An 11115-nucleotide genomic window follows, 5' to 3' on the forward strand; every position below is an offset into this window, starting at 1 on the left:
TTATATCGATAAATAAACCTCCACCTACGGTGGAGGACTGGACGAGTTCTACACGGTAGTTGAGAGACCTCCTGCTTGAACCGCTGGGGTGGCCCAGACTTCGAACAAGGAGGTTTTATGGATGAGCAAACGCTCTCGCATGCGACGTGGGACTGCAAGTATCACATTGTTTTTGGCAGCAAATACCGCACGAAAAGACTTTACGGGGACGTGCGGCGTGAGTTGGGAGAACTCTTGCGTCGGCTGGCACAGCAGAAAGGCTGCCAGATCGAGGAGGGTCATCTGATGCCCGACCATGTGCATATGTTGATCTCGATCCCGCCGAAATACTCGGTTTCGCATATTGTCGGCTTCTTGAAGGGCAAGACGGCCCTTTACGTAGCGAACAAATATGCGCGCAAGCGCCGCTACAAAGGGTATCACTTTTGGGCACGCGGGTATTTCGTATCGACGACGGGCTATAACGAGCAGGTCGTCAGACAATATATCCGTAATCAGGAAAAGGCCGACAAAGCTTCCGACTTTGCCGACCTCTTCAATCGTAGCTACTAAGCGCTAACAATACCGCTTCTAGCGGTTCAAGCGCAGCGTTTCAAACCTCCACCTCTGGTGGAGGTCATGACTTTGACAGAATCGGCATCAAGGGTCTGATTCATGGCGAGCAAGCCGCAATTCATGGAAACACTCATCCCAACCCGGCTACGCGATGCGTTGGCTGGATATGAATGGCGGCAGGATGCGCTCGGTCACTCTTCGGCCCATGTCTTTCGGCTTGAGTCCGATGGACGCGCGCCGGTCTATCTCAAGACCGAGCTGGCCGATCCCTTGGGTGAATTGGCCGGCGAGGTTGCCAGGCTGCGATGGCTGGCCTCGCAGGGCCTTGCTTGCCCGGATGTCATTACCCACGAGAAGGACGGCGAACGCGAATGGCTTTTGATGAGCGCTCTTCCCGGCAGCGATCTCGTCAGCGCGGAGCGGTTACAGCCGCTGGAGCGGGTGCGGCTTTTGGCGGATGCTTTGCGGCGATTGCACTCAGTCGATATCGCTGGATGTCCCTTCGATCATCGACTGGGGAACAGAATTGCCGAGGCGAGGGCGCGCATGCTTGCCGGCCGCGTTGATGAGGATGATTTCGATGATGCCAGGCTGGGGCGGTCGGCGGAGGATCTCTTCCGTGAGCTTGAGGCCAAAAGACCGTCAGCGGAGGATTTTGTTGTCACCCATGGCGATGCCTGCCTACCGAACTTCATGGCCGACGGCGGTAGATTCAGCGGCTATATTGATTGCGGCCGTCTCGGTATTGCCGATCGTCATCAGGATATTGCGCTTGCCTGTGGCAGCATCGAGTACAATTTCGGTAAGGGCTTGGTGTTCGAGTTTTTGAAGGCCTATGGAAATTTCGAACCACAGCCAGAGAAGATGGCTTTCTATCGGCTGTTGGACGAATTCTTCTAACGGTGGATGCACATGCTTTCCCGCTATGCGATCACGCAGGTTTGTTTTTGCGCCATTGCGGATCGCGTGGAGGACTGACAAGTTCGATTTCCGCCGATACCTCTTTCGCGGCGCGTGGTCGGGTACCATATGTCAGCGACCGAAAAGTCTTCTGATCTGTTTGCCGGTAAGGATCGAATGAATCTATGCGTTGTTTTCTCTTGATTGCTTCCTCTGCGCGAGCCCTCGGCTGAATGGAAAAAGTTGCGGAAAAACGGGATAGGGAGATGAGGCCGGGCTTTGTCCTGTCGATCCTTCTGCACGTCCTGTTTGTCGCGGTTTTTCTGCTGCCGCTGCTGCCGGCGCCGCCGGAGGCAAAGCCCGAGCAGAGCGTCAATGTCGAGCTGGTGCCGCAGCAGGAGCAAAAGCAGGAGCTTGCGACGAAGGCGAACGAGAAGCCCGACCAGCCTCCCAAACCGACACCGAAACCTGACGAGAAGCCGGCGGAGCAGGCGGCCGAAACCCAACAAGAGCCGCAGCAGCCGCAGGGAAAAAAGTCGGACGAGCAGCCGCCAAAGCAATCCGACCCTCAGGGCAAGGAAGCGGCGCAAAAGCCTCCAGCCAAACCCGACGAAGCCAAGGCCGACAAGCCGGTGGAGCAGGCAGAGAAGCCTGAGGCCAAGCCTGACGATCCCGGCGCTGACAAGCCCGTTGACAAGGCGGAGCAGCAGCCCTCCGCGACCGAGACGCCTCTTCCGGATATGAAGGGCGATCAGAAGGATCCGACGACCACGCAGGAGGCGGATGCCGCCGAGCAACAAAGCGACACGCCTCCGACGCCGCCAAACGATGCTGCGGCCGAGCAGCAAGCGGAGGCGCAGGCGGCCGCTCAGGCTGAGGAGCAAGCACGGGCGGCGCAGCAGGCGCAGGAAGCCCAACAGCAAGCGGACGCCAAGGATCAGCAGGCAAATGCCGCCCGGCCGCCAGCAAGCGACCCGACCGCCAAAGCCTCCTCCACGGTGCCTGATATCTTGGCAACCAACGAGCCTTCGGATTCGCAGGTGCAGCAGCCGCAGGCCCCAGCGGCCAATCAGAATGATCCGCAGGCACAAGCCGCCGCCCAGGCGCCGGCCGCCGATCCGCAGCAGCAGTCTCCTGCCGAGCAGGCCACGGACGAAGCGAAAGACCCACCGCAGATTGCTGTTCCGGCGGTGAAGCCATCTCCTTCACAGCTGAGTGCTCAAAGCCAGTCTGCCTTGGGTGGTCAAAGTAACCCGGCTGAAGGCGGCACTGCATTGGTTACCGAGCCGCAAGCTCCCAAATCGATTGCGCCGAAGAGGGCTATCCAGGCTAAGAAGCTCTATTCGGGTGCCGAGATGGCGCGGCTCTCGAAAAGCGAATACGACGCCTGGAAGAAGTTGCCTCGGCGGCAGCGCGTGCGCTATCTTTGCAACTCCGAAGAAAAGTTACAGTTCGGCCACGATCTCCATGCTGTAGGTTTCACTAACTCCGCGCTGTCGCCGGCAATGCTTTCTGATGTTAGCTTGTTCGGCGATGGGGTTGTGGTTGATACACCCAGTGGCAGCCAGAGGGTGGCGTTCACCTGCGAAGTGGATAGCGATGCACTTAAGGTTGTCGCTTTTTCTTACACGCTCCGAGGACATGTCTCTCCGAGTCAGCCGGATAAATCGCGTGTCCTTGGAAATTGATCCAATGCTCGCCGACGGCATCCACCTGAAACAATAGTTTATTCACGGCCCAATCGAAATTCAGCTCATTTCATCATACAATTGCCTGTATCTCCCTGATTCAGTGTCCTTCCATCGCACTTTTCTCAAGATTCCGATGTCCTCGATTACAGCCGATTCCAGTTCTGCGGCAGCGGGCCGATCTGCCCTGCGTGGTGTCCTTGTGGCATTCGCGTCCTATGCTGTCTTCGCCTTCAGCGATGCCTCGATCAAGATCCTGCATGGGGCCATTCCTTCCTATCAGGTCGCCTTCATCGGGGCGCTGTTCGGCTTTGCCGCCATACCTTTCCTGAAGAAGCGTGAAGACGAATGGCTCGACATGGTGCGGACCTCGAACCGCCCCCTGTGGCTGCTGCGTTTCGTCTGTGGCGCGACCGGCGCCATCTGCTCCGTCGTCGCCTTCACCAGGCTGCCGATGGCGGAAGCCTTTGCGCTGCTCTTCCTGCTGCCGTCCTTCGTGACCATTCTCTCGGTGATTTTTCTTAAAGAGGATGTGCGCTGGCAGCGCTGGACGGCGGTCATTCTAGGTTTCGTCGGCGTGCTGATCGTTCTGAGGCCCGGTTTTCGCGAGCTTTCGGTCGGTCATCTCTGTGCGGCAATCGGCGGTCTTGCGGCGGCGATCTCCATCGTCATCAACCGCGCGCTGGGCACGAAGGAGAAACGTATCTCGCTCTATGGTGCAGGCCTCTTCGGAACGCTCATCGTTAGCGGCTTTCTCATGCTGTCCGAAGTGACCATGCCGACGCCGACACAATGGATATTCCTCGCGAGCTACGGCCTGCTTGGCGCGTTCGGCAGCGTTTTGCTGTTGACCGCCGCGCAAATGGCGCCCGCCAATCTGGTCGCGCCGCCGCAATATAGTCAGATGCTCTGGGCGATTGCTTTCGGCTACCTGTTGTTCAACGACAGCATCGACATGCCGATGGCCGCCGGCATCGTCCTCATCATCTTTTCCGGCCTGCTGACATTGGCGCGAGAGCGCAAGCGCGGCACTCCGCTGCCGACTGCGGTTGCGGGCAATACGCAGGCAGCATTGGTGACGGCGGCGGATGAAAAGGCGGGCGGAGGCAGTTAAAGCGTTGCGTCTGGATTGCAGGCGAGCGACATTGCCGCATTGGCGATGTAATCGCTAGCGCAACGATATTGGCGGTATAGGAAGACGGTACGGATGAGGTCCGGTCAATTCAGGATATACCGTTCCAGCGTTGTCGGCATCGAGGCGGTCAGAGCCGAAACAGGCCATAGCTTTCCCAAGCATACGCATGATCAGTTCGGCATCGGCATTATCGAGGCCGGCGCGCAGGCGTCGCTCAGTGGGCGAGGGATGGTGCGGGCCGAAGCCGGGGACCTCATCAGCGTCAATCCGAACGAGGTGCATGATGGTGTGCCGATCGGCGATAGCCGTGCCTGGTCCATGCTTTATTTCGAACCTCGCGTGATCGGCGATCTCATGCGCGACATTGGCAGGGGCCGGTTTGGAGCGGCCGAATTTCCGTCGCCCGTCATCCGCAACAACGAAGCGGCTGCATGTTTCAAAACCTTGCTCCCGCTCGTGATAAACAGCACATCGCAGGACGCGCTCTTGCGGGATGGACTACTGCTCTCGCTCGTCGCTGCCGTGATGCGCGAGGGAGCGGACAGCTTACTTGACGCCGCAGTTCCCGCGGCCATCGGCCGGGCGCGTGATCTGATCGACGACGATCCTGCGGCCCCTTTGACACTTGCAGAACTTGCTGATTTATGCGGGCTGAGCCATTTCCAGTTCCTGCGTGCCTTCACCAAGGCAACGGGACTCACGCCTCACGCCTATCTCCTACAGCGTCGGATTCAAGAAGCCCGGCGTTTGATTGCCGCGGGCACATCCCTGGCGGAGGCGGCCTTTGCCAGCGGCTTTGCCGATCAGAGTCACATGACACGCCTTTTCGTTCGCAACTTCGGCCTTTCTCCGGGCGCCTATGCCGCGGCTATCGGTTGAGACATCTGCAATTTTATTCAAGACCGGACGACGACGACGGGGTTTTCTGCGACGCCAGGTAAGCTGTGCAGAAGGAGTATATCCATGTTTTTCCGCCACTCGAACGAGATGTGGAGCGAGTTTCCCGAGCTGGTCCCAGGCGTGCTGTTCGCCGAGGGGATTAGTTCCGACGTCGACGTCACTGGGCGTATCGCGGGATATCACACGATCGCCGCCGAGCGGCTGGCGCAGGGCGGCGAAAGCGAGATGCCGGAAATACAGGCCTGGCGGCGGACGTTTTCGAAGATGGGATTGAAGCCGACGCAATATCGCTGTGCATCCGAGTCGCTGCTTCGCCGCTTTCGCCAGGACGGATCGCTGCCGCGGCTGCATCCGCTCGTCGATCTCTGCAATGCCATCTCGATCGCCTTCGCCATTCCCGTCGCCGTTTTCGATGTTGCGAAAATATCCGACGATCTCGAGGTGCGACATGCCGACGGCAGCGAAAGTTACCTCACCTTTTCCGGCGAGACGGAGCGTCCCGAACCGAAAGAAGTGATCTTTGCCGATGCGGCGGGGCGGGCGCATGCCCGGCGCTGGACCAATCGGCAAAGCGGCTTATCCGCGGTGCGCAACGACACGCACTCCGTGCTGATCGTTGCCGAGGCGATGCATGATGCGGCGCGCAGCGATGTGCCGAGGCTCATCGATGCCATTGCGGCGGAACTGGCCGCCGTTTGGTCGATCACGGCCACACGGGGGCTTCTCAGCTCGTCTTCACCGCGATTTGATCTGTCATCTGCATCGAATTCGCGGCGACAGCAAAAACCCGGTTGACAAGCCGCTCGTTCAGGCAGAGCAGGGGCTTCAATAGAATGTCGAACGATTGAAAACGAGTCTCCGCGCATCCGCGCAGGCGGACGAAGAAAGCCCATGGATACCCTGCAGACTGAAGACCGGCCGAGCGTGCTCGGGCACTCTGGCTACCGTTCCTTTGCGGCATCGCGTGTTTTTTCCTCGATAGGGTTTCAATCCGTGACCGTCGCCATGGGCTGGATGATCTATGACCAGACCCATAGCGCCTTTTTCCTAGGGCTCGTCGGCTTCTGCCAGTTCCTGCCGATGGTCATCCTGACCTTCGTCGTCGGCCATGTCGCCGATCGGTTCGACCGCCGGCGCATCGGCCTTGCCTGCCAATTGATCGAAGCGCTGACCGCATTGGCACTGGCCGTGGCCGTCTGGCAGCGCTGGATAGGTCCCTCCGGAATCCTCGCCGCCGTCGCCCTCATGGGCGCGGCAACGGCCTTCGAGCGCCCAACAATGGCGGCGCTGCTGCCCAACATCGTGCCGTCTTCGCTGCTGCAGGTGGCGATAGCCACCTCCACCTCGATGATGCAGACGGCCTTCATCATCGGTCCGTCGCTCGGGGGCCTGCTCTATGGCGTCAGCCCCGTCGCGCCTTTTGCCGTTTCGGCAGCGCTGTATGTCATCGCCAGCATCAATGTCATCTCGATCCGCCTCGAACAGCGACAGGCTCCGTCTCGCGAGCCGATGACGCTGAGCTCTGTTTTCGCCGGTGTCTCCTTCATAAGAAGCCGGCCGGTCATGCTTGGCACGATCTCGCTCGATCTCTTCGCCGTTCTTCTCGGTGGCGCAACGGCGCTGTTGCCGATGTTTGCACGCGATATCCTGCATGCCGGTCCGTGGGGGCTTGGCCTCTTGCGCGCCGCGCCGGCAATCGGCGCTTTGGTCATGTCGATCTGGCTGGCGCGCCGGCCGCTGCAGACGGATGTCGGCAAGAAGATGCTGTTCGCAGTGTTGATTTTCGGCGTTGCCACCGTCGTCTTCGCGCTCTCGAGCAATATCCTGCTATCCGTTGCCGCGCTCTTCGTTGTCGGTGCATCCGATACCGTCAGTGTCGTCGTGCGCAGCTCGCTCGTGCAGCTTCTTACGCCGGACGCCATGCGCGGCCGCGTCAATGCCGTGAATTCGCTTTTCATCGGCACGTCCAATCAGCTTGGCGAATTCGAGTCCGGCATGCTTGCGAGTGTGCTGGGGCCGGTCTTGACCGGCATTGTCGGCGGCCTCGGCACCATAGTCGTGGTGCTGCTCTGGACGCGGCTTTTTCCGGATCTGACCAAGGTGAAGACGCTCAGAGGCTAAAGGTCTTTATCTCCTGATCCGCGCTTCGGCAAGGTTGTCTAAACCCACATCTCGTAGCAAATGCCTGTTTGCCAAAGGCAGTATGTTCCGTTTGCCGATCTCTTTCGCATGCGGCCGTTTTTCACCGTTGCCTTGTCGAAACAAGAGCCGCGCGATCCATGACTTGGTGCGGTAATCATGAAGGATATTCATCTGATCTCGATCTCAAGGTTTCGAGAATGACAGATGCGCCGAAAATAACGCCGTGTATAATGAAGCTTTGCACTTGAATACATGCGAGATTTTCATGGGAAAGAGGCCGCTTCCACCGCTATCCGTGCTGCAGACATTCTGTGCGATCGCCGAAACCGGCGGCTTCGGTCGTGCTGCGGAGCGGATCGGGCAGACGCAGACGGCCGTCAGTCATCAGCTTGCCCAGTTCGAAGGGTGGATCGGAGGGCGGTTATTCGACAGAGGCCGAAACGGTGCGAGACTGACGCCACTGGGTGCGCGCCTGTATCCGGCAGTCGTTGAAACGATTGCCGAACTGGAAGCAGCACTTTACCAGGCGCGCGCGAGTGTCTCGGTTCGCAGCGTCGCCGTTTCGGTCACTCCGGAGTTTTCGAGCCAGTGGCTGGCGACACGCCTGCCGGATTTCTGCCAGCGTCATCCGGACATCGAGGTGAAAATGGCCGTTGGCTATCAGCGCCCCGATTTCCAGCCTGGCGGCGCCGATCTGGCGATCTGGCTCGGCCGTGCTCAAGCAGGCCTCACGCAGGAGGAACTGCTGACGGACGAGGAATTCGTCGTCAGTTCGCCGCAGCTGTCCGAACAATTGCCGCCACGCGAGGCTATAAGGGCCGCACCGCTGCTACGCTATGCCGGCATGCGGCACACGATACTGGATTGGCAACGCTGGTACGAGCAGATTACCGGCGGGAGCAATGACGAGGCAACTCCGCGTTTCGATATAGCGCGAGCGGTGGAGGAGGCGCCGTTGTTCGCTTCCTTCGCCGACATGCTCGAAGCCTGCCGGCAAGGGCGCGGTTTCGCTCTCGTTCGCAGCTCGCTGGTCGCTGGCGATCTCACCGGGAAGACGCTGGTTCGGTGCTTCATCGAGGTGCAGCCGGCCGCCGTCAGCTACAATCTTCTTTATCCGCCGAATGCATTGCTGAATCCGGCCGCAGCGCTGTTTCGCAATTGGTTGCTATCGCAAATCCGATCGTCGGGTTAGGGCACCGCCTCAATCGCGTAGTCGTATCAAGCCGGCCTCCGTGGAGGCGAAACCAAGGTTTCGATAAAAGCCGGCGAGATGCGGTTCGAAATCGACATGCAGCCATTCAGCACCGCCCTCGTGAGCCAGGATTTTCGCCCGCTCGACCAAGGCGCTCGCAATGCCCCGTCGCCGAAACGCAGGATCGACGCAGGTGTCGAGAATGAAGGCGTGAATGCCGCCATCCCAAGCGACATTGACGAAGCCGACCAGTCTCGCGTCGGCGAATGCGCCGACATGGGCGAGATTTCTGGAAAGGATCGGTTGGAAATCCCGCGGGGAAGAGGCCTCCCAGGCAGATGCCCACAGGGCATTGAGCGCTTCATTTCCGAGACTTGGATTGTCCCTGTATTCTATCTCCATTGACGTCCCTTCGCATGGGCACTGTGCGAATTCTTGTCCGCCCATCCGGTCAAGCCGAAGGCGAAAGTACTGAATCGAAAAAGTGCTGAACCTATGTCGGATCCGGTCATTCTCGATCGTCCTTCAAGGGTGAGCATAGAACAAAGGAGGCGAAAATGTCCTATGTCGATGGTTTTATTGTTGCCGTGCCGAAAGACAAGATCGAGGCCTATAAGGCATTGGCGGGCAAAGCAGGCGAGATCTGGCGGGAATATGGCGCGCTCAGCTATGTCGAGGCCATAGGGGACGACGTGCCCTATGGCGAACTCACCTCCTTCCCGCGTGCGGTGCAGGCAACGGATGATGAAGTCGTGGTGTTTTCGTGGATCACCTATGAATCGCGGGAGAGCCGTGACGCGATCATGGCGAAGGTCATGGCCGATCCGCGTTTGGACGATGAAATGAAAAACATGCCTTTCGATGGCAAGCGCATGATTTATGGCGGCTTCAAAATCGCCGTCGCACTATAGGCGGTAGGCAGTGGCCGGGCTTGACATTCCGGCTACTGCGCCCGACCTGATGCGGAGTACTATCGCCACGTCAGGAAAATGCCATGCCGCAAACCGTTGTCACGCTCGCAACTCACGGGCAGGGGCTCTATGAATTCACCGAGGAGGCGACGGAATTCGTGCGGAAGGCGGCGGGTGGCGGCGAGGGGCTCTTAACCGTCTTCGTGCGCCATACGTCCTGTTCCCTGCTCATTCAGGAGAATGCCGATCCCGATGTGAAGACGGATCTCAAGGCTTTCTTCAGCCGGCTCGTGCCGCCGTCCTCCGATCCTTCGATGCGCTGGATCATGCATACGCTGGAGGGGCCGGACGATATGCCGGCGCATATCAAGGCGGCGCTAACCCAGGTTTCGATCGGTATTCCGGTCATGGGCGGCCGGCTGGCGCTTGGCACCTGGCAAGGGATCTATCTTTTCGAGCATCGCGACCGGCCGCACCGGCGTGAAATCGTGCTGCACTTTTCTGGCTGAGCCCTTTACATACCTTGCGTCAACCGGTTGTTAATCGTCATGAATACAATCTGAATGGCCAATTCGCGTTCGGTTCAGATTGGCTGACCTAACGTGCCCTCAATCCCAAAGGTATCGGCCACTAACGGGGCCGATAACGGGATTGCAACGATCCGCAGCAAGGATTTGAAGGAGAAACACCATGAGCAATCTTTTCGCCAAGGCAGGTATTGCAGCCCTCATCGCGCTCGGCGCCATCTCCGCAACGGCCGCCACCGCATCGGCCAACGATTTCCATCCGGGCATCCAGCAGGCACGGTACGACCACTATCGTGGCCGCATCTGCTCGCCGGGCCTTGCCGTTCAGAAGGCACGCGACATGGGCCTGCGCCGCGCCCGCATCGACAACATCACGCCGCGCCGCGTCGTGGTCGAAGGCTTCGGTCGCCGCGGACCGGATCGCGTCGTTTTCGCAAACGTGCGCGGTTGCCCGCTGATCCGCCGCTGATCGTAGCGCACCGAAGTTTTCCACATCTATTCGATGGATTCGAAGCCGCCTCCGAAAGGGAGGCGGCTTTATTATATCGATAAATAAACCTCCACCTACGGTGGAGGACTGGACGAGTTCTACACGGTAGTTGAGAGACCTCCTGCTTGAACCGCTGGGGTGGCCCAGACTTCGAACAAGGAGGTTTTATGGATGAGCAAACGCTCTCGCATGCGACGTGGGACTGCAAGTATCACATTGTTTTTGGCAGCAAATACCGCACGAAAAGACTTTACGGGGACGTGCGGCGTGAGTTGGGAGAACTCTTGCGTCGGCTGGCACAGCAGAAAGGCTGCCAGATCGAGGAGGGTCATCTGATGCCCGACCATGTGCATATGTTGATCTCGATCCCGCCGAAATACTCGGTTTCGCATATTGTCGGCTTCTTGAAGGGCAAGACGGCCCTTTACGTAGCGAACAAATATGCGCGCAAGCGCCGCTACAAAGGGTATCACTTTTGGGCACGCGGGTATTTCGTATCGACGACGGGCTATAACGAGCAGGTCGTCAGACAATATATCCGTAATCAGGAAAAGGCCGACAAAGCTTCCGACTTTGCCGACCTCTTCAATCGTAGCTACTAAGCGCTAACAATACCGCTTCTAGCGGTTCAAGCGCAGCGTTTCAAACCTCCACCTCTGGTGGAGGTCATGACTT

The 11115-nt window shown here is 58.9% G+C and carries 13 protein-coding genes; 12 read left to right on the plus strand and 1 reads right to left on the minus strand.

Annotation, left to right across the window (positions count from 1 at the left end; translation table 11 throughout):
* The first annotated feature begins 117 nt into the window (after positions 1–117).
* From tnpA (DQ393_RS24410) to DQ393_RS24445, 8 genes are all read left to right on the plus strand, one after another.
* Positions 118–552, plus strand: coding sequence for an IS200/IS605 family transposase (gene tnpA, locus DQ393_RS24410; protein ID WP_112340015.1), 435 nt, complete (start codon positions 118–120; stop codon positions 550–552).
* A 102-nt stretch (positions 553–654) separates the two neighbouring features.
* Positions 655–1455 (plus strand): APH(3')-II family aminoglycoside O-phosphotransferase, encoded by an 801-nt coding sequence (locus DQ393_RS24415; protein WP_112344283.1) that lies wholly within the window; start codon positions 655–657, stop codon positions 1453–1455.
* A gap of 233 nt (positions 1456–1688) precedes the next feature.
* The gene (locus DQ393_RS24420) at positions 1689–3143 is read left to right on the plus strand and encodes a DUF930 domain-containing protein (protein ID WP_112344284.1); all 1455 of its coding nucleotides are present in this window, start codon (positions 1689–1691) and stop codon (positions 3141–3143) included.
* A 136-nt stretch (positions 3144–3279) separates the two neighbouring features.
* Positions 3280–4257, plus strand: coding sequence for a DMT family transporter (locus DQ393_RS24425; protein WP_112344285.1), 978 nt, complete (start codon positions 3280–3282; stop codon positions 4255–4257).
* A 93-nt stretch (positions 4258–4350) separates the two neighbouring features.
* Positions 4351–5157 carry an AraC family transcriptional regulator gene (locus tag DQ393_RS24430; RefSeq protein WP_112344286.1) on the plus strand — a complete coding sequence of 269 codons (807 nt, stop codon included), beginning with the start codon at positions 4351–4353 and terminating at the stop codon, positions 5155–5157.
* An 84-nt stretch (positions 5158–5241) separates the two neighbouring features.
* On the plus strand, positions 5242–5973 hold the full coding sequence (locus tag DQ393_RS24435) for a B3/B4 domain-containing protein (protein ID WP_112344287.1): 732 nt from the start codon (positions 5242–5244) through the stop codon (positions 5971–5973).
* Between the two features lie 96 nt (positions 5974–6069).
* Positions 6070–7299, plus strand: a complete 1230-nt coding sequence (locus DQ393_RS24440; protein ID WP_112344288.1) for an MFS transporter — start codon at positions 6070–6072, stop codon at positions 7297–7299.
* A gap of 286 nt (positions 7300–7585) precedes the next feature.
* Entirely contained in the window at positions 7586–8512 is a 927-nt protein-coding gene (locus DQ393_RS24445) for a LysR family transcriptional regulator (protein WP_112344289.1), read from the plus strand.
* Positions 8513–8521: 9 nt separating this feature from the next.
* Here the strand turns inward: DQ393_RS24445 and DQ393_RS24450 are convergent, their stop codons facing one another.
* A complete protein-coding gene (locus DQ393_RS24450) occupies positions 8522–8914 on the minus strand; it encodes a GNAT family N-acetyltransferase (RefSeq protein WP_112344290.1) in 393 nt (130 codons plus the stop codon).
* 155 nt (positions 8915–9069) lie between these two features.
* On the opposite strand from DQ393_RS24450, the gene DQ393_RS24455 reads away from it, so the two are divergent.
* From DQ393_RS24455 to tnpA (DQ393_RS24470), 4 genes are all read left to right on the plus strand, one after another.
* Complete coding sequence (locus DQ393_RS24455) at positions 9070–9423, plus strand: DUF1428 domain-containing protein (RefSeq protein ID WP_112344291.1); 354 nt, start codon at positions 9070–9072, stop codon at positions 9421–9423.
* 83 nt (positions 9424–9506) lie between these two features.
* On the plus strand, positions 9507–9932 hold the full coding sequence (locus DQ393_RS24460) for a secondary thiamine-phosphate synthase enzyme YjbQ (protein ID WP_112344292.1): 426 nt from the start codon (positions 9507–9509) through the stop codon (positions 9930–9932).
* A 181-nt stretch (positions 9933–10113) separates the two neighbouring features.
* On the plus strand, positions 10114–10419 hold the full coding sequence (locus DQ393_RS24465) for a hypothetical protein (RefSeq protein ID WP_112344293.1): 306 nt from the start codon (positions 10114–10116) through the stop codon (positions 10417–10419).
* A gap of 188 nt (positions 10420–10607) precedes the next feature.
* On the plus strand, positions 10608–11042 hold the full coding sequence (gene tnpA / locus DQ393_RS24470) for an IS200/IS605 family transposase (protein WP_112340015.1): 435 nt from the start codon (positions 10608–10610) through the stop codon (positions 11040–11042).
* Positions 11043–11115: the final 73 nt, after the last annotated feature.

This window comes from Martinezella tropici, from assembly GCF_003287875.1.
Lineage (GTDB): Bacteria > Pseudomonadota > Alphaproteobacteria > Rhizobiales > Rhizobiaceae > Rhizobium > Rhizobium tropici_C.

Bases quoted from the DNA above. Each gene is read 5' to 3' on its own strand.
- DQ393_RS24445 (WP_112344289.1), top strand. From the start codon at position 7,586: ATGGGAAAGAGGCCGCTTCCACCGCTATCCGTGCTGCAGACATTCTGT.
- DQ393_RS24430 (WP_112344286.1), top strand. From the start codon at position 4,351: ATGAGGTCCGGTCAATTCAGGATATACCGTTCCAGCGTTGTCGGCATC.
- tnpA (WP_112340015.1), top strand. From the start codon at position 10,608: ATGGATGAGCAAACGCTCTCGCATGCGACGTGGGACTGCAAGTATCAC.
- DQ393_RS24465 (WP_112344293.1), top strand. From the start codon at position 10,114: ATGAGCAATCTTTTCGCCAAGGCAGGTATTGCAGCCCTCATCGCGCTC.
- DQ393_RS24420 (WP_112344284.1), top strand. From the start codon at position 1,689: ATGGAAAAAGTTGCGGAAAAACGGGATAGGGAGATGAGGCCGGGCTTT.
- DQ393_RS24415 (WP_112344283.1), top strand. From the start codon at position 655: ATGGCGAGCAAGCCGCAATTCATGGAAACACTCATCCCAACCCGGCTA.
- DQ393_RS24450 (WP_112344290.1), bottom strand. From the start codon at position 8,914: ATGGAGATAGAATACAGGGACAATCCAAGTCTCGGAAATGAAGCGCTC.
- DQ393_RS24455 (WP_112344291.1), top strand. From the start codon at position 9,070: ATGTCCTATGTCGATGGTTTTATTGTTGCCGTGCCGAAAGACAAGATC.
- DQ393_RS24440 (WP_112344288.1), top strand. From the start codon at position 6,070: ATGGATACCCTGCAGACTGAAGACCGGCCGAGCGTGCTCGGGCACTCT.
- DQ393_RS24435 (WP_112344287.1), top strand. From the start codon at position 5,242: ATGTTTTTCCGCCACTCGAACGAGATGTGGAGCGAGTTTCCCGAGCTG.
- DQ393_RS24460 (WP_112344292.1), top strand. From the start codon at position 9,507: ATGCCGCAAACCGTTGTCACGCTCGCAACTCACGGGCAGGGGCTCTAT.
- tnpA (WP_112340015.1), top strand. From the start codon at position 118: ATGGATGAGCAAACGCTCTCGCATGCGACGTGGGACTGCAAGTATCAC.
- DQ393_RS24425 (WP_112344285.1), top strand. From the start codon at position 3,280: ATGTCCTCGATTACAGCCGATTCCAGTTCTGCGGCAGCGGGCCGATCT.